The sequence below is a fragment of the Ancylobacter aquaticus genome, assembly GCF_004339465.1.
Taxonomy (GTDB): Bacteria; Pseudomonadota; Alphaproteobacteria; order Rhizobiales; family Xanthobacteraceae; genus Ancylobacter; species Ancylobacter aquaticus.
Genome location: NZ_SMFY01000002.1, coordinates 45285 through 61915, shown reverse-complemented (window position 1 = coordinate 61915; position 16631 = coordinate 45285). Strand labels below are relative to the sequence as shown.

At 68.0% G+C, this 16631-nt stretch carries 16 protein-coding genes; 11 read left to right on the top strand and 5 right to left on the bottom strand.

The features are described 5' to 3' along the window. Window positions 1-43 precede the first annotated feature (43 nt). Complete coding sequence (locus tag EV667_RS09705) at window positions 44-346, bottom strand: hypothetical protein (protein ID WP_131835164.1); 303 nt, start codon at window positions 344-346, stop codon at window positions 44-46. Between the two features lie 25 nt (window positions 347-371). Then, on the bottom strand, window positions 372-698 hold the full coding sequence (locus tag EV667_RS09700; RefSeq protein ID WP_131835163.1) for a hypothetical protein: 327 nt from the start codon (window positions 696-698) through the stop codon (window positions 372-374). Between the two features lie 113 nt (window positions 699-811). On the opposite strand from EV667_RS09700, the gene EV667_RS09695 reads away from it, so the two are divergent. After that, window positions 812-1726, top strand: coding sequence for a MarR family transcriptional regulator (locus EV667_RS09695; protein ID WP_131835162.1), 915 nt, complete (start codon window positions 812-814; stop codon window positions 1724-1726). A 7-nt stretch (window positions 1727-1733) separates the two neighbouring features. On the opposite strand, the gene EV667_RS09690 is transcribed toward EV667_RS09695, so the two are convergent. Next, entirely contained in the window at window positions 1734-2438 is a 705-nt protein-coding gene (locus EV667_RS09690) for a metal-dependent hydrolase (RefSeq protein WP_131835161.1), read from the bottom strand. Window positions 2439-2603: 165 nt separating this feature from the next. Here EV667_RS09690 and ruvX point away from each other — a divergent pair, with 165 nt between their 5' ends. From ruvX to dprA, 6 genes are all read left to right on the top strand, one after another. Further along, the gene (ruvX, locus tag EV667_RS09685; protein WP_131835160.1) at window positions 2604-3086 is read left to right on the top strand and encodes a Holliday junction resolvase RuvX; all 483 of its coding nucleotides are present in this window, start codon (window positions 2604-2606) and stop codon (window positions 3084-3086) included. A gap of 26 nt (window positions 3087-3112) precedes the next feature. Further along, on the top strand, window positions 3113-4045 hold the full coding sequence (locus EV667_RS09680) for an AEC family transporter (protein ID WP_131835159.1): 933 nt from the start codon (window positions 3113-3115) through the stop codon (window positions 4043-4045). A gap of 70 nt (window positions 4046-4115) precedes the next feature. Further along, complete coding sequence (locus EV667_RS09675) at window positions 4116-5081, top strand: aspartate carbamoyltransferase catalytic subunit (RefSeq protein WP_131835158.1); 966 nt, start codon at window positions 4116-4118, stop codon at window positions 5079-5081. After that, on the top strand, window positions 5074-6369 hold the full coding sequence (locus tag EV667_RS09670) for a dihydroorotase (protein ID WP_131835157.1): 1296 nt from the start codon (window positions 5074-5076) through the stop codon (window positions 6367-6369). Before EV667_RS09675 ends, EV667_RS09670 begins: the two co-directional genes overlap by 8 nt. Before the next feature lie 63 nt (window positions 6370-6432). Continuing rightward, window positions 6433-7038, top strand: coding sequence for a glycerol-3-phosphate 1-O-acyltransferase PlsY (plsY, locus tag EV667_RS09665; RefSeq protein ID WP_131835156.1), 606 nt, complete (start codon window positions 6433-6435; stop codon window positions 7036-7038). 3 nt (window positions 7039-7041) lie between these two features. Continuing rightward, entirely contained in the window at window positions 7042-8154 is a 1113-nt protein-coding gene (gene dprA / locus EV667_RS09660; RefSeq protein ID WP_131835155.1) for a DNA-processing protein DprA, read from the top strand. 67 nt (window positions 8155-8221) lie between these two features. On the opposite strand, the gene EV667_RS09655 is transcribed toward dprA, so the two are convergent. Beyond that, window positions 8222-8410: a hypothetical protein gene (locus EV667_RS09655; RefSeq protein WP_131835154.1), complete on the bottom strand. Its 189-nt coding sequence runs from the start codon at window positions 8408-8410 to the stop codon at window positions 8222-8224. Window positions 8411-8701: 291 nt separating this feature from the next. Here EV667_RS09655 and topA point away from each other — a divergent pair, with 291 nt between their 5' ends. Beyond that, complete coding sequence (gene topA / locus EV667_RS09650) at window positions 8702-11371, top strand: type I DNA topoisomerase (RefSeq protein ID WP_131835153.1); 2670 nt, start codon at window positions 8702-8704, stop codon at window positions 11369-11371. A 24-nt stretch (window positions 11372-11395) separates the two neighbouring features. On the opposite strand, the gene EV667_RS09645 is transcribed toward topA, so the two are convergent. After that, entirely contained in the window at window positions 11396-12874 is a 1479-nt protein-coding gene (locus EV667_RS09645) for an MDR family MFS transporter (RefSeq protein ID WP_131835152.1), read from the bottom strand. A gap of 268 nt (window positions 12875-13142) precedes the next feature. Between EV667_RS09645 and rnr the strand changes: the two genes are divergently transcribed. Genes rnr through EV667_RS09630 form a run of 3 tightly spaced genes read left to right on the top strand, consistent with a single transcriptional unit; the run spans window position 13143 to window position 16622 of the window. Continuing rightward, window positions 13143-15383 carry a ribonuclease R gene (gene rnr / locus EV667_RS09640; RefSeq protein ID WP_131835151.1) on the top strand — a complete coding sequence of 747 codons (2241 nt, stop codon included), beginning with the start codon at window positions 13143-13145 and terminating at the stop codon, window positions 15381-15383. Between the two features lie 18 nt (window positions 15384-15401). Next, complete coding sequence (locus EV667_RS09635) at window positions 15402-15860, top strand: DUF983 domain-containing protein (RefSeq protein ID WP_131835150.1); 459 nt, start codon at window positions 15402-15404, stop codon at window positions 15858-15860. A gap of 21 nt (window positions 15861-15881) precedes the next feature. Further along, on the top strand, window positions 15882-16622 hold the full coding sequence (locus tag EV667_RS09630; RefSeq protein WP_131835149.1) for an NUDIX hydrolase: 741 nt from the start codon (window positions 15882-15884) through the stop codon (window positions 16620-16622). The last annotated feature ends 9 nt before the right edge of the window (window positions 16623-16631 follow it).

Here is a 16631-nt window from a genome sequence, read left to right as displayed (position 1 = left end):
CTTCAGGCAAGAACCGGCCGTCTAACGGCCGGGTTAGATCGTGTCAGGAGCGCGCCTGCTCCAGGCACTGGCCGGCGGCCTCGGCGTTGGAGCGGGCACTGCCGCGGTCGATCTGGCCGGACATGGCGAGCGACTTGGTGGTATCGGTGACGATAGTGCGCAGGTCGCCGCTATCGCCCGCCGCCATCACCGCCGCGTAGATCGCCTTGCCGTCCGCCGTCAGCGAGGCGGCGCAGGCATTTCCCGCCGCCTGGTCGGCACGGGCCCCGCCGCTGGCCATCAGCACGAGCGCGGCACATGCCGCCGTGGACAGCCCGGCTGCGCGGGCAAAGGAGCGAAGCATCATGATAATCTCCATGGTAGTAGTACCTTCAGCGCACGCCTGCCCGGTTCACGCCGCCATTCACGTTGACGCCCGGACCGGGCCGGGCGACGGCGCGTGCATTGACATTGGCGCCGGCGGTGCAGCCGGCGGGGAAGCCGGGGCGCGTGCAATAAACGGCCGCCCGTGCGGCGGGCGCGGCATAGGGAGTCGCGCGAACCACGCATCCCACCGGAAAGCCCGGCGAGGTGCAGTAAATCACGGCTGCATCGGCGGGGGCGGAGCCGCCCACGGCGAGAGCGACCAGCAGCCCGCCGCAGAAGGCGGCCGGCACGAGGCGGCGCGCAAGCGGGAAGACGCGAGATTGGTGGCTCATTTTGATCATGTCCTGTTCTGGATCCCGCCAGGAGACCCCGACGCTACATTGAGCGATTTGTGGCGCCCGGCAATGTCGATTATTGGTCGCAACGGAAGGTTACGAGGAGAAGAATGGTTGCGCGTGATTCAGCCACGGTCCGGACCGGCGATTCCACTCTTCGCCGATTCGACGGCCTGATGCCGGGCGAACCGCAGGAACGCGCCCGGCTTCGGGCCCGGCCGGATTTCCCCTGGATTGCGCGGCAGGCGGCAATCAACATCAGCGACTCCTACCGTGGCAATCTGCTGCTCACCCGCCTGCTCAACGACCGCGGCCGGTTCGTGCTCTCGCTGCTGATTCTGGACATGCATTTCGAGAAACCCGGCTCCCCCGGCCTGACCACGGGTCGGCTGAAGGCGGAGGCGATCTCGCTCGATGTGTGCAGCCCAGGCCGCGTCGGCGCCATACTCGCGGCTTTCCGGGTGTTCGGCATGATCGCGCCAGCGCCGGACAGCGACGGGCGCCGCCGGCGCCTTGTCGTCACCGAGAAGCTGATGTCGATCCACCGCGAGCGCTGGCGCACCATGCTCAACACCCTCGCCCTCGTCGTGCCCGAGGAAGGCGAGCGGGGTTTGCGCCATCTGGACGACCCGGTCTTCCTTGCAGCCTTCGTCCGCGCCTTGCTTGAGCCGCTGCGGGTCGGGTGGCGTCCCGCCTTCGACATTCCGGCCATCGGACAATTCGCCGAGCGGGACGGTGGGCTGCTAATCGCCCTCGCGCTGTTCGGCATCGGGCTGACCGGCCAGCCGATGTCGATTTCGCAGCTGGCGCGCTCGTTCCGCATCTCCCGCTCGCATGTCGTCGGCATCGTTCAGGATGCCGCCGCCGCAGGGTTGGTCCGGCGGGTGGAGGAACAGGGTAGTCGCGGGCCGGGCGTACTGCCGCAGCCGGCCCTCATCGACGCGCTGGAACAGTTCGTCGCCATGGCGCTGGTGCGCCAGATGGTGGCGGTGCGCGCCGGCCTCGCCGCCATCGACGCCCCCTGAGCCGGGCTCAGCCCCGTGAGAACGCGACCGGCACGCCCTTTTCCGGCACCACCACTGTCGCTTCCTCGCCTACCAGGGCGACGAATCGCTCGGCACCGGGCTCCAGCAGGCCGAACGAGGCGTAGTGCGCCGGGATGATGGAGAGGCCGCCGAGATAGCGCGACACCGCCACCGACGCCAGTTCCGGCCCCATGGTGAAGCGGTCGCCGATCGGCACGATCACCACGTCCGGCCTGTGCAGTTCGGCGATGAGGCCCATGTCGGAAAAAATGTCGGTATCGCCCATGTGCCAGACAGTGGGCTCGCCGGGCGCCTTGACGATGATGCCGTTGGCATTGCCGAGATAAACGGTGCGCCCGTCCTCCATCATGCCGGAGGAGTGGTCGGCTCGCACCATGCTCACGGTGAATCCGTCGAAATGCACCGTCCCGCCGGTGTTCATCGGCTCCAGCCGGGCAACGCCCTGCTGGCCAAGCCAGCCGGCGAGATCGGCATTGGCCACGACCGTCGCCTCGTTGGCCCGCGCGATGGCCACGCTGTCGCCGACATGGTCGCCATGTCCATGTGTCAGCAGCACATGCGAGACATCCGCCGTTGCCTCGCCGAAATCGCCGCTAAAGGCCGGATTGCCCGTCAGAAACGGGTCGATCAGCACCGCCGTGTCCGCGAAATCGAGCCGAAACGCCGCGTGGCCGAACCAGGTGATCTTCATCGCCGAGCCTCATTCATTGCAGGTGGAGCGCGGGGGAACATAGGGCACGTGCGCCGCCGCACAAGCACCGCGCCGGCTTTTGGGCGCGGTGACGTCTCGCCCCCGCCTGCCTGGGCCGGCCCGGCGATGGCGCCGCGCCGCTCGCCATGCTAGGCGAGCGCCATCATGGTCGCTGCAATTCTCACCGTCACCGACGCCGCGCCACTCCTGCCCCTTCGTGGCGGGCTGATCGGGCTCGATCTCGGCACCAAGACCATCGGCGTCGCCAGTTCCGATCCCGACCGGCGGCTCGCCGCCCCGGTGGAGACCATTGCCCGCAAGCAGTTCACCCCCGATGCCGCGCGCCTGCTGGCGCTGGGCGCGGCACGCGGGGCAATCGGCATCGTCATCGGCCTGCCGGTCAACATGGATGGCAGCGAGGGCCCGCGCGCACAGTCCTCGCGCGCCTTCGCTCGCAACCTCGCCCGGCTGACCGAGTTGCCGATCATCCTGTGGGACGAGCGCCTGTCCACCGCCGCCGTCGAGCGCGACATGATCGCCATGGACATGAGCCGGGCGCGGCGGGCCGAGGTGGTGGACCAGCAGGCCGCCGTCTTCATCCTGCAGGGCGCGCTGGACCGGCTGCGCTTCATCGCCGGCAATGGCTGATCCTTATTCCATGGAGCCGGGCTGACATGTCCGCTGTGCTCGGCGCGCTGGTGCCGGTCTTCCTCGTCATCGCTCTGGGTGCTGCGCTCAAGCGCGGGCTGCTCCCCGAGGCCTCGCACTGGATCGCGCTGGAGCGGCTGACCTATTTCGTCCTGTTTCCCGCCCTGCTCGTCGTCAGCATTGCGACGGCGGATCTGGGCGAGGTGGCGGTGATGGAAGTGTCGACCGCGCTGCTAGGCGCCATCGGCCTGACGGGGCTGCTCATCACCCTGGCCCGCCACCCGATCTGCCGCGCTTTTCACCTGCCTGGGCCGAGCTACACCTCGGTCTTCCAGGGCGCCCTACGCTGGAACACCTATATCGCCCTCGCCGTCTCGGGCTCGCTCGCCGGCCCCAAGGGGCTGGCGGTCGCCGCCGTCGGGCTGGCGGTGATGATTCCCGTGCTCAACACGCTCAGCGTCATCGTGCTGGCCCGCCATGGCGAGAATGGCGGCACAAGTAACCGCCTGCTGCTGCTGCAGATTGTACGGAACCCGTTCATCTGGTCCTGCGCCGCCGGCGCGCTCATCAATGCGCTGAACCTGCCGATCCCGCCGGTGCTCATGACCTTTGGCGACATTCTGGGGCGCTCCTCGCTGGCGCTGGGCCTGCTGGTGGTGGGGGCCGGCCTGCGCCTGGGAGACCTGCGACGCCCGCGGGCCGCGACCTGGTTCACCTGCGTGATCAAGCTGGCCCTGCTGCCGGCGATCGCCGTGACAATCGGGTTCGTCCTCGGCCTGCGCGAGGTGGATCTGCTTATCGTCGCCGTCGGCGCCTCCGTGCCCTCCGCCCCGAACGGCTATGTGCTGGCGCGGCAAATGGGCGGCGACGCGCCGCTGCTGGCGGAAATCCTCACCGTGCAGACACTTCTCGCTGCCGTTACCATGCCGCTGGTGATCGCGACCGTGGCGCTGCTGTAAGCGAAAAGCGGGACAGAGCGCTAATATGCTTGCGGAGGGCCTCCGCTGCCTCTAACCAGCCGACTTCGATATGACATCGAACCCGAACGCCAGCTTCACCCTCCAGCGCCGCCACCTGCTCGGCATCGAGGGCCTGTCTCCGCAGGAGATCGTCGGCCTGCTCGACCTCGCCGAGGAGTTCGTGCTTCTCAACCGCCAGGTGGAGAAGAAACGGGCGACGCTGCGCGGGCGCACCCAGATCAACCTGTTCTTCGAGGCCTCCACCCGCACCCAGGCCTCGTTCGAGATCGCCGGCAAGCGCCTCGGCGCCGACGTGATGAACATGTCGGTCAGCACCTCTTCGTTGAAGAAGGGCGAGACGCTCATCGATACCGCCGCGACGCTCAACGCCATGCACCCGGACGTGCTGATCGTGCGCCACAGCGCCTCCGGGGCGGTGGAACTGCTCGCCCGCAAGGTCGACTGCGCGGTGGTCAATGCCGGCGACGGCGCGCATGAGCACCCGACGCAGGCGCTGCTCGACGCGCTGACCATCCGCCGAAACAAAGGCCGAATCCAGGGCCTGACGGTGGCGATCTGCGGCGACATCACCCACTCGCGCGTCGCCCGCTCGAACATCCTTCTGCTTCAAGCGCTTGGCGCGCAGGTGCGGGTCGTCGCCCCGCCCACGCTGTTGCCGAAGGACATCGAGCGCTTCGGCGTCGCGGTCCATGGCGACATGCGGACCGGGCTTGCCGATGTCGACATCGTCATGATGCTGCGGCTCCAGCGCGAGCGCATGAACGGCTCCTATGTCCCTTCGGTAAAAGAGTATTTCCATTTCTGGGGGCTGGACGAGGCCAAGTTGCGCTTCGCCAAACCGGACGCACTTGTGATGCATCCCGGCCCGATGAATCGCGGCGTCGAGATCGATTCGGCGGTGGCCGATGGCGCCCAGTCGCTCATCCGCGAACAGGTCGAGATGGGCGTCGCCGTCCGCATGGCGGTGTTGGACGCGCTCTCGCGCACCCTGCCGGGGAACCTGCCCAATGCATGAGCCCCGCCCCATCCTGCTGTCCAAGGCGCGCCTTATCGACCCCTCGCGCGACCTCGACACCCGTGGCGACATCCTGATCGCCGATGGCGTGATCAAGGACATCGCGCCAAACCTCGGAGCCGGCCTTCCGCCCGATACCGAGATCATCGACTGCCGCCAACTCGTTGCGATTCCCGGCCTTGTCGACATGCGCGCCTTCATCGGCGAGCCCGGGGCCGAGCACCGCGAGACGCTCGCTTCCGCCAGCCAGGCGGCAGCGGCGGGCGGCGTCACCACCATCATCTGCCAGCCCGACACCGACCCCGTCATCGACGATCCCGCCATCGTCGACTTTATCCTGCGGCGGGCGCGCGACACCGCGATCGTCAATGTCCATCCCATGGCGGCCCTTACCAAGGGCCTCGAAGGCCGCGAGATGACCGAGATCGGCCTGCTCGGCGAGGCCGGCGCGGTGGCGTTTACCGACGGCACGCGCTCCATCGGTTCGGCGCAGGTGCTGCGCCGCGCGCTGACCTATGGCCGCGACTTCGGCGCCCTCATCGTTCACCACACGCAGGATGCCAGCCTCGCCGGCGAAGGCGTCATGAACGAGGGCGAACTGGCTTCACGCCTCGGCCTCGCCGGCCTGTCCAAGGCGGCGGAAACCATCATCTTCGAGCGTGACGTGCGCCTCGCCGCCATCACCGGCGGACGCTACCACGCGGCCTCGCTCACCTGCGCCGATTCGCTGGAAGTGCTGCGCCGCGCCAAGGACGCCGGCGTCGACGTCACCGCCTCCGCCTCGATCAACCATCTCACGCTCAACGAGCGCGACGTGGTCGGCTACCGCACCTTCTTCAAGCTGACTCCGCCGCTACGCGCCGAGGACGACCGCGTCGCGCTGGTGCAGGCCGTCGCCGAAGGGCTGATCGACATCATCGTCTCCGACCACAACCCGCAGGATGTGGAAGTGAAGCGCCTGCCCTTCTCCGAGGCGGCGTTCGGCGCGGTGGGACTGGAGACGATGCTCGCCGCCGGCCTTCGCCTCGTCACCTCGGGCATGCTCGACCTGATGACGCTGGTCCGCGCCATGTCCACCCGCCCGGCAGAACGGCTTGGCCTGCCCGGCGGCACGCTGAGGCCCGGGGCGCGGGCCGATATCGCCCTTCTCGCGCTGGACGAGGCGTGGATCCTCGATCCGCTGACGCTGAAGTCGCGGTGCCGCAACACGCCCTTCGACGAGGCGCGCTTCGAGGGCCGCGTGGTGCGGACGCTGGTCGCCGGCCGCACGGTATATGAATACGTGTGACGAACGCCGCCGACCGCGAGCGCCCATCTGTGCATTCCCTTGGAAGTCTGTAAGGTCGCAGGCATGAACTGGTCCCTGCCCCCGCTGTCGAGCCTCGCCGCGCTGCTTATCGGCTATGCGCTCGGATCGATCCCCTTCGGCCTCATCCTGACCCGGCTCGCCGGCACACAGGACATTCGCAGCATCGGCTCCGGCAATATCGGCGCCACCAACGTGCTGCGCACCGGCCGCAAGGGCCTCGCCGCCGCCACGCTGCTGGGCGATGCGCTGAAGGGCACGGTTGCCGTGCTGCTCGCCAACTGGCTGCTCGGCCCTGAAGCGGCGCTGCTGGCGGCCTTGGGCGCTTTTTTCGGCCATCTCTTCCCGGTCTGGCTCGGTTTCAAGGGCGGCAAGGGTGTCGCGACCTTTCTCGGCGTGACGCTGGCGCTGGCCTGGCCTGCCGCATTGGCGTTTGTCGCCGCCTGGCTCGCCGTGGCCTTCGTCACCCGCTTCTCTTCCCTGGCCGCGCTGGTGGCGAGCGTGCTCACCGTGCTTGTCGCGTTCCTCATCGGCTCGCCGCAAACCGGCCTGCTGCTGGCGATTCTGGCTGCCCTGCTGTGGTTCATGCACCGCGCCAATATCCGTCGCTTGCTGGAGGGCACGGAAGGCCGCATCGGCAAGAAAGGATAGCGCTTGGGCGGGCGCGGCGTTCATCTCGATCCGGAACAGCGCCGCGACTGGCTCCGCCTGATCCGTGCCGAGAATGTCGGCCCGCGTGCCTTTCGCAGTTTGATCAACCGATTCGGCGGCGCCGCAGCCGCGCTCGACGCGCTTCCCGCGCTCGCCCGGCGGGGCGGCGGCCTGCTCGCCCCGCGCGTGCCCAGCATCGCGCAGGCCGAGGCCGAGATCGAGGCGCTCGCGCGCCTTGGGGGACGCTTCATTGCGTTGGGCGAGAGCGACTATCCCGAGCTTCTGCGCCAGATCGACGACGCCCCGCCCCTTCTCGCAGTGCGCGGGAATAGCGAGCTTCACGCCCGCCCGACCGTCGCCATCGTTGGCGCACGCAATGCCTCCGGCGCGGGGCGCACCATCACACTGCGGATGGCGCGCGGCCTGGGTGCGGCCGGGTGGGTCATCGCCTCGGGACTGGCGCGCGGCATCGACGCCGCCGCCCATGAGGCGAGCCTCGGCACCGGCACCATTGCCGTGATCGCCGGTGGCCATGACCGGCCCTATCCGCGCGAGAACGAGGCGCTTATGGAGCGTATCGCGCAGGAGGGCGTCATCCTCTCGGAAATGCCGATGGGGTGGGAGCCCCGCGCCCGCGATTTCCCCCGGCGCAACCGGCTGGTCTCCGGCCTGTCGCTTGGGGTCGTAGTGGTGGAGGCGGCCGAGCGTTCCGGCTCCTTGATCACCGCCCGCCTCGCCGGCGAGCAGGGGCGCGAGGTGCTCGCAGTTCCCGGCTCCCCGCTCGATCCACGAGCAGGCGGCACCAATGCGCTCATCAAGCAGGGCGCCGCTCTGGTGACAGGCGCCGAAGACGTGCTGGAAGCGCTCGCCATGCTGCGCAACCGGCCGCCGCCTCTGAGTGTCGAAGAGGATACGCTGGCGATGGACACCGGCGAGCCGAGCGATGATATGCGGACGCAGATGCTGACGCTTCTGGGCCCGTCACCGTTGCAGGTCGACGAACTCGTCGTCTTGTCGGGCGCCAGGGTCAGCGAGGTGCAGATCCTGCTGCTCGAACTCGAACTGGCCGGCCGGCTGGAGCGCCACAGAGACGGCAGCGTTTCGCTTCTGGTCTAGTTTGCGCGCAGGCTTTTTGCGCGAGGTTTCGCCCGCTCAGGTTGTGGCGGGAGGATAAGGGACGGCTCTACCCCTCCTCGCGCGGTTCCAGTTCGGCTCCTACCACCGACCGAGCCTCGTCGCGGGCCATTTCCAGCAGATAGCGCAACACATCCAGCCGGTTCTGGGCTGCCATGGCGGCCAACTCATGGGCGAGTGTGGCGATATAATCGGCCGCGTCTTTTGCAGGTGCGCGCGCCCAGTCATTGTCAGTCACGTCAGGGCGTCCGTTGCTGAATGGCCGGGATTGGAAACGTAGCACAGGCACCGCGACTGTCACGCTCAATGCGTGCATAATAAAACATCATACTACTATAAGATGCATGCGGTTGCGGCATAGGCACGCCGACCTCATCTCTTCGACCGAAATCCGTCCCGCTTCGTCAGTGTGGGGCCGCATCGGCGCGACGATCTGCGGCATGGGTCCTGCTTGGCATTTGACACACCGGGGCCACTACCCCATTTTCCCGCCTCTTCGGGCTGGACCCTCAACGGACGTGGCGCGCACATGCAGGTCGTCATCGTCGAATCGCCTGCAAAGGCGAAGACGATCAATAAATATCTCGGATCGGGCTACGAGGTTTACGCCTCGTATGGGCACGTACGCGACCTTCCGGCCAAGGACGGCTCCGTCGACCCCGAAGATGATTTCCGCATGCTCTGGGATGTCGATCCCAAGGCCCAGAAGCGGCTGTCGGATATCGCCAAGGCGGTGAAGGGGGCGGATGGACTTATCCTCGCCACCGATCCGGATCGCGAGGGCGAGGCCATCTCCTGGCACGTTCTGGAGGTGCTGAAGGAAAAGCGCGCGCTCAAGGACCAGCCGGTCTCCCGCGTGGTGTTCAACGCCATCACCAAGCAGTCGGTGCTGGACGCGATGAAGCATCCGCGCATCATCGACGCGGCGCTGGTCGATGCGTATCTCGCCCGCCGGGCGCTGGACTATCTCGTCGGCTTCACGCTGTCGCCGGTGCTCTGGCGCAAGCTGCCGGGCGCGCGTTCGGCCGGGCGCGTGCAGTCGGTTGCGCTGCGCCTCGTCTGCGACCGCGAACGCGAGATCGAAACCTTCGTCCGCCGCGAATACTGGTCCATCGCCGCCCAGCTGGCGACGCCACGGCAGGAGACGTTCGAGGCCCGCCTCGTCGGCGCCGACGGCAAGAAGATCACCCGGCTCGACGTGGGCACGGAGGCGGAGGCGCAGGATTTTCGCGCCGCGCTGGAGCGTGCCGCCTTCAAGGTGCAGTCGGTCGAGGCGAAGCCGGCCCGCCGGCACCCCTCGCCGCCCTTCACCACCTCGACCCTGCAGCAGGAGGCAAGCCGCAAGCTCGGCCTGGCTCCGGCCATCACCATGCGGATCGCGCAGCGGCTGTATGAAGGCATTGATGTGGGCGGCGAGACGGTCGGCCTCATCACCTATATGCGAACCGATGGCGTCGATATGGCGCCGGAAGCGGTGGCCGAGGCGCGCACGGTCATCGGGCGCGAATATGGCGACCGCTACGTTCCCTCCGCCCCGCGCAAATACACCGCCAAGGCGAAGAACGCCCAGGAGGCGCATGAGGCGATCCGCCCGACCGAACTTGCGCGCCGGCCCAAGGATGTCGCCCGCCAACTGGAGCCCGACCAGGCGAAGCTTTATGAGCTGATCTGGCTGCGCACCATCGCCAGCCAGATGGAATCGGCCGAGCTGGAGCGCACCACCGTTGACATCGAGGCCGCCGCCGCCGGGCGCGCGCTTGAGCTGCGCGCCACCGGCACGGTTGTGAAATTCGACGGCTTCCTCACCGTCTACCGCGAGAGCAGCGACGATGGCGAGGAGGACGAGGAAAGCCGCCGGCTGCCGGCCATGTCGGCTGGTGAAGCGCTGGCCAGCAAGGGCATCAAGGCCGACCAGCATTTCACCGAGCCGCCGCCGCGCTATTCGGAAGCCTCGCTCGTCAAGCGCATGGAAGAGCTCGGCATCGGTCGACCCTCGACTTATGCCTCCGTGCTCGCCGTGCTGCGCGACCGTGAATATGTGAAGATCGACAAGCGCCGGCTGGTGCCGGAGGACAAGGGACGGCTCGTCACCGCCTTCCTAGAGAGCTTCTTCGACCGCTATGTCGAGTACGACTTCACCGCCGACCTTGAGGAGAAGCTCGACCGCATCTCCAATGGCGAGCTGCAATGGAAGGACGTGCTCCGGGACTTCTGGCGCGATTTCGCGGCGGCCGTCGGCGAGACAAAGGAACTGCGCGTCTCCGACGTCATCTCGGCGCTGGACGGCATGCTGACCGCGCACATCTTTCCGCCCCGGGAAGACGGCGCCGACCCGCGCATCTGCCCGACATGCGGCACCGGCCGGCTCTCGCTGAAGGTCGGCAAGTTCGGCGCCTTCATCGGCTGCTCGAACTATCCCGAGTGCAAGTACACCCGTCCGCTCGCGGTTCAGGGCGGTGACGACGAGAATGGCGGCGAGGGCAATGGCACGCGGGTTCTCGGCACCGATCCGGTCTCCGGGCTGGAGGTGACGATCCGCGCCGGGCGCTTTGGCACCTATCTCCAGCTCGGCGAGGCCAAGGACGGCGAGAAGCCCAAGCGCTCCAGCTTGCCCAAGGGGCTCGCACCCGCCGATGTGGATATCGACACGGCGCTCTCGCTGCTCTCCCTGCCACGCGAGATCGGCAGTCATCCCGAGACCGGCGAGCCCATTCTCGCCGGCATCGGCCGCTTCGGGCCCTATGTCCAGCACGGCAAGACCTACGCGAATATCGAGCCGGGCGACGATATCCTGGCGATCGGGCTGAACCGCGCGGTGGCTTTGATCGCTGACAAGCAGAGCAAGGGCCCCGGCCGGCGCGGCGCGGTCGGCGGGCGCGAGCTGGGCGAGCATCCCACGCTGGGAGGGCCGATAACGGTGCGTCCGGGCCGGTTCGGCGCCTATGTGAACCATGGCAAGGTCAACGCCACGCTGCCCAAGAGCATCGAGCAGGACGCGGTGACGCTGGAGCAGGCGGTAGAACTCATCACCGCCAAGGCCGCCACCATGCCCGTCAAGCCGGCGCGCCGGGCGCCGGCCAAGGCAGCGGCCAAGTCTGCCGGCAACGAGACGGCGACGAAGAAGCCCGCCGCCAAAAAGTCTGCAGCAAAGAAGCCGGCTGCCAAAAAGGCAGCGGTCAAGAAAGCGGCTGGCGCCTGAGCGCCGGCTGCCGGCCCCGCCGGATCACTCCGGCAGGGGCGCCGGGGAGTGGCCCGAGCGCAGCGGGCGCTCTTCCATGGCCATCATCGCGATGAGCGAGACCAGCAGCGAAGCCGCCGCCGCGACGAACACCCAGCGGAACGCGCCGGCGAGCGGCGCCACCTGCGCCCGCCCTTCCAGCAACCGCTCCAGAAGCGCGCTGGTCTCGATGCCCGACATGCTGATCACGATGGCGCCGAAGCCGGCGGTGAGCACGGCCGCGCCGAGCGAGCGAAAAAGGTTCACCACGCCCGTCGCCGTGCCCATCTGCGGCAGCGGCACGGCGTTCTGGATGGCGACCGTGGAGACCGGCAACACCGTACCCAGCCCCATACCAGCAATACCCATGGCGATGGCAACGGCGTAGATCGGCATGCCGAGCGGCACCAGCGCCAGGACACCCAGCGCCGCGATGCTCGCCAGAAGACCGATGATCGGCAGGCGCTTGTAATGGGTGAAATGGCCCATCACCCGGCCCGCCCCCGTTGCTCCGACCACGACGCCGGCCATCAGCGGGATCAACGCCACGCCTGATTCCGACGCCGTCAGCCCCATGACGCCTTCGAGATAAAGCGGCATCTGGATGGAGAGGCCGACCAGCGTTCCCATGGCGAAGGCGGCCGAGGGCACGCCGGTGCGGACCACCTGGTTCGACAGCACCGTCAGGGGCACGAGAGGCTCACTTGCCGTTGCCACGCGAAAGGCGAACCCGATCCACAGCACCACCGCCGCCATGACCAGGGCAAAGACCGGGAGCGAGAGCCAGGGAAAATAGGTCCCGCCCCAGCTCAGCGCCATCAGCAGCGAGACGGTGCCCGCGCACATCAGCAGCGCCCCGAGAATGTCGAGCCGGTGGGGATGGTGGTGCGCCGGCAGGCGCCGCAGCGCCCGGTCGCTCATCGCCGCCGCCACAAGGCCGAGCGGCACGTTGATCCAGAAGATCAGCGACCAGTGCAGATGCTCGGCGAAGAAGCCGCCGAGGATCGGGCCGGCAATGCTCGATGTAATGAAAACGATGGCGAAATAGCCTTGATACCGGCCCCGTTCGCGCGGCGCGATCAGAATGCCGATGATGGTTTGCGCCAGCGCGATCAGCCCGCCGCCCCCCAGCCCCTGCACCGCGCGCGCCACGATCAGCCATGGCATGCTCTGCGCCGTGGCGCACAGCACCGAGCCGATCAGGAACGTGCCGATGGCCACCAGCAACACCGGGCGCGGACCGTGAATATCCGCCAGCTTGCCGACCAGCGGGGTGATCGCCGTGCCGGTAAGCAGATAGGCGGTGACGACCCAGGACAGATTTTCGAGGTCGCCGAACCCCGCGCCGATCGTCGGCAGAGCCGTTGCGATGATTGTCTGGTCCAGGGCGCTCAGAAACATCGCGACCATGACGCCGATCACGATGACGCGGATATCGGCATGGGAAAGAGGGGCGTCGACGGCCTCTGGCGCGCGGGCATCCATGGTACAGAATCCAAATCGGCGCCTCGATGCGCCGCGAAAGGCCGGCAAACTTGTCCCATCGGGTCCGAATTGCAAGCGCTGTCGACAGGTTGCCTATGGGGAAGCCAGCCACGCCGGTCGACGCGAGGCGTCTATGCCGCTAGCCTTGGGCTGCCCCTCCCACTCGCGGTGAATCGTGCGTAAGCCAATAAAAGCCAAAGGGCGCAAGCCCGCCCGCCCGGTCCTGCCCGCCGGCCTCACAAAGGGCCTGCCCGGTCGCGAGGAGTTGATGACGTTCATCGCCGCGCATGGCGGCGATGTCGGCAAGCGGGAGATTTCGCGCGCTTTCGGCCTCGACGGTGGCGACCGCATCGCGCTCAAGTCGCTGCTGCGCGAGCTAGCCGACGAGGGCGTGCTGGGAACCAAGCGCCGCAAGATCCACCTGCCGGGCGCCCTCCCCGCCGTGGTGATGTCAGAAATTGTCGAGCGCGACGAGGACGGCGAACTCATCGCCACGCCGGTGGACTGGGACACAGAGGAGAATGGCGAGGCGCCGCGCATCCTGGTGCGCCTCGCACGTCGCGGCCGGCTTGCCGGTCCCGCGCCCGCCCTCGGCGACCGGGTGCTGCTGAAGACCGAGGAGATTGCCGAGGCGGATGGCCCCATCCGCCACAATGGCGTCGTGCTCAAGCTGCTTGAGAAGGCCCGCTCTCTCACCCTCGGCATCTTCCGCCGCGATGCTCAGGGTGGCGGCCGTCTCATCCCCATCGACAAGCGCAATATGGGTCGCGAACTGTCCATCCCGCCCGACTTCGCCAGCGACGCGCAGGAAGGCGACCTCGTCTCGGTCGAAATCGTGCGCCACCATGCCTATGGCCTGCCCACTGCCAAGGTGAAGGAGCGTCTCGGCTCGGTTTCCACCGAAAAGGCCATCAGCCTCATCGCCATCCACGCTCACGGCATTCCCAGCGTGTTTCGACGCGAGGCACTGGCAGAGGCGGAAGCCGCCAAGGCCGCCACGCTGGCCGGCCGCGAGGACTGGCGCGACCTTCCCCTTGTCACCATCGACCCGCCCGACGCCAAGGACCATGACGACGCCGTGCATGCGGCGCCGGACCTCGACCCGGACAATGAGGGCGGCTTCATCGTCACTGTCGCCATCGCCGATGTGGCGGCCTATGTCCGCCCGGGCAGCGGGCTGGACCGCGAAGCGCTGGCGCGCGGCAATTCGGTCTATTTTCCCGACCGTGTCGTGCCAATGCTGCCCGAGCGCATTTCCAACGACCTGTGCTCGCTGCGCCCGCTGGAAGATCGCCCGGCGCTGGCGGTACGCATGGTGATCGGCGCCAATGGTCGCAAGAAGCGCCACGTCTTCCACCGCATCATGATGCGCTCGGCTGCCAAGCTCGCCTATGCGCAGGCGCAGGCGGCGATCGACGGGCGCCTCGACGATATCACCGGACCGCTGCTGGAAGACGTGCTGCGCCCGCTCTGGGCGGCCTATGGCGTGGTGAAGAAGGCCCGCGACATCCGCGCCCCGCTGGACCTAGACCTGCCCGAGCGCAAGATCCTGCTGAAGCCGGACGGCACGGTCGACAAGGTGATCGTCCCCGAGCGGCTCGACGCCCACCGGCTGATCGAGGAGTTCATGATCCTCGCCAACGTCGCCGCAGCCGAGACGCTGGAAGAGAAGCACATCCCGCTGATCTACCGCGTTCACGACCAGCCTTCGCTGGAGAAAATGTCCGGCCTGCGGGACTTTCTGCAGACGCTCGACATCAAGCTGGCGAAGACCGACAGCATTCAACCGGCCCAGCTCAACGACATTCTCGCCCGCGTCGCCGGCTCGGAACTGGCGCCGCTGGTCAATCAGGTGATCCTGCGCAGCCAGGCGCAGGCAGAGTACGCCAACGAGAATTACGGCCATTTCGGCCTGCACCTGCGCCGTTACGCGCATTTCACCTCGCCCATCCGCCGCTATGCCGACCTCATCGTGCATCGGGCGCTGGTGCGAGCGCTTGGCCTTGGGCGCGACGGGCTGCCGGAAACCATGACGCCCGAACAACTGGCCGAGATCGCCGCGCGCATTTCCGCCAGCGAGCGCCGGGCCATGGCGGCCGAGCGCGAGACCATCGACCGGCTGATCGCCCACCACATGGCCGAGCAGATCGGCGCCACCTTCAAGGCCCGCATTTCCGGCGTCACCAAGGCCGGGCTGTTCGTCGCGCTCAACGACACCGGCGCCGACGGTTTCATCGCCGCCGTTACCCTCGGGCAGGACTATTATCGCTATGACGAAGTACGCCACGCCCTCGTCGGCGAGCGCACCGGCGAGATGCACCGGCTCGGCGACCGCGTCGAAGTGAAGCTCGTTGAAGCGGCGCCGGTGGCTGGCGCGCTGCGGTTCGAGCTACTATCAGAGGGGAGGTTCGTTGCGCCCGACAAGCGCCGTCCCGGCGGCGGACGCGGGCGTTACGGAAGGCCGGACGAGCGCCCCCACGGACCGAGGCGCATCGGCAAGCGCAAATAGCGCCGGAGGCACCACGCCATGCAGGATCACGCCCACAAGCCCCACCGCCCGGTCGGGCCGGCCATGATGAACGGCTTCCGCCTGCGCTGCCCCGCCTGCGGCAAGGGGGCGATGTTCTGCGCCTACCTCAAGGTGAACGAGCACTGTCCGGACTGCGGTGAAGAGTTCTGGCACCACCGCGCCGACGATGCGCCGCCTTACATGGTGATCACCATCGTCGGCCATATCGTCGTGCCGCTGCTGCTGGCGGTGGAGATGGCGCTGCACCCGGCCCTGTGGATTCACCTGGTCATCTGGCTGCCGATGACGGTGATCCTGTCGCTGCTGCTGCTGCCGCCGATCAAAGGCGCGCTCATCGCCTTTCAGTGGGCACTGCACATGCACGGGTTCGACCCGACCGATTCCGAGTATGAGCCCGAGCCCCCGAGCCGCCGGAACGAGGTGGCGCTTGCCGGCCCGTCCGCCCGACACAGCTGACTTCACCGGCATCCGATTTTCATGAGCCTGACCGACGTCTCCGAGCATTTTCCGCGCGACCGCCCTGACGCGGTGCATCCGCTCGTTCGCCCGACCGACGCCGCTGCGCTGATTCTGGTGGACCGCTCGAAACGGACGCCCCGCGTCCTGCTCGGACGCCGCAACCCGGCGCTGCGCTTCATGCCGGGCAAATACGTGTTTCCGGGCGGGCGGGTCGATGCGGTGGACCGGCGGGTCCCGGTTTATGGCATGCTCGACCCGGAGAGCGAGCGCCGCCTGCTCGCCCGCGTCGCCCGCCCCAGCCCCGGTCGTGCCCGAGCCCTCGCGCTGGCGGCCATACGGGAAACCTGCGAGGAGACCGGCCTCCTGCTCGGCACGGACGAGGCCGGCGATCCCGGCCGGCTTCCGGGGACGTGGAGTGCCTTTGGCGAGGCCGGACTGTTTCCCAATCTGGAGGCGTTGACCTTCGTGGCGCGCGCGGTCACCCCGCCGCGCCTTGCCCGCCGGTTCGATACCCGCTTCTTCATGGCGGATGTCGCGCAGGTGGCGCACCGGCTGGAGGGCGTGGTCGGCCCCGACGCCGAATTCGTCGAGGCCGGATGGTTCTCGTTCGAGGAGGCGCGGGCCGCCGAGGTGCCGGCCATCACCCGGGCCATTCTTGACGAGGTTGCGGCGCGCCTCGCTGGCGGCAACCGGCCCTGGCAGCCGGTGCCGTTCTATTTCTCCCGCGCCGGAAAGGTCTTGCGCGAAACCATCGCGTGAGCCGCGCGG

What these genes read in the sequence shown, in the direction of transcription:
- EV667_RS09675 (WP_131835158.1), top strand. Translation starts at nt 4,116, where the DNA reads ATGACATCGAACCCGAACGCCAGCTTCACCCTCCAGCGCCGCCACCTG.
- ruvX (WP_131835160.1), top strand. Translation starts at nt 2,604, where the DNA reads ATGGTCGCTGCAATTCTCACCGTCACCGACGCCGCGCCACTCCTGCCC.
- EV667_RS09705 (WP_131835164.1), bottom strand. Translation starts at nt 346, where the DNA reads ATGATGCTTCGCTCCTTTGCCCGCGCAGCCGGGCTGTCCACGGCGGCA.
- EV667_RS09670 (WP_131835157.1), top strand. Translation starts at nt 5,074, where the DNA reads ATGCATGAGCCCCGCCCCATCCTGCTGTCCAAGGCGCGCCTTATCGAC.
- plsY (WP_131835156.1), top strand. Translation starts at nt 6,433, where the DNA reads ATGAACTGGTCCCTGCCCCCGCTGTCGAGCCTCGCCGCGCTGCTTATC.
- topA (WP_131835153.1), top strand. Translation starts at nt 8,702, where the DNA reads ATGCAGGTCGTCATCGTCGAATCGCCTGCAAAGGCGAAGACGATCAAT.
- rnr (WP_131835151.1), top strand. Translation starts at nt 13,143, where the DNA reads ATGACGTTCATCGCCGCGCATGGCGGCGATGTCGGCAAGCGGGAGATT.
- EV667_RS09695 (WP_131835162.1), top strand. Translation starts at nt 812, where the DNA reads ATGGTTGCGCGTGATTCAGCCACGGTCCGGACCGGCGATTCCACTCTT.
- EV667_RS09630 (WP_131835149.1), top strand. Translation starts at nt 15,882, where the DNA reads ATGAGCCTGACCGACGTCTCCGAGCATTTTCCGCGCGACCGCCCTGAC.
- EV667_RS09645 (WP_131835152.1), bottom strand. Translation starts at nt 12,874, where the DNA reads ATGGATGCCCGCGCGCCAGAGGCCGTCGACGCCCCTCTTTCCCATGCC.
- EV667_RS09635 (WP_131835150.1), top strand. Translation starts at nt 15,402, where the DNA reads ATGCAGGATCACGCCCACAAGCCCCACCGCCCGGTCGGGCCGGCCATG.
- EV667_RS09690 (WP_131835161.1), bottom strand. Translation starts at nt 2,438, where the DNA reads ATGAAGATCACCTGGTTCGGCCACGCGGCGTTTCGGCTCGATTTCGCG.
- EV667_RS09680 (WP_131835159.1), top strand. Translation starts at nt 3,113, where the DNA reads ATGTCCGCTGTGCTCGGCGCGCTGGTGCCGGTCTTCCTCGTCATCGCT.
- EV667_RS09700 (WP_131835163.1), bottom strand. Translation starts at nt 698, where the DNA reads ATGAGCCACCAATCTCGCGTCTTCCCGCTTGCGCGCCGCCTCGTGCCG.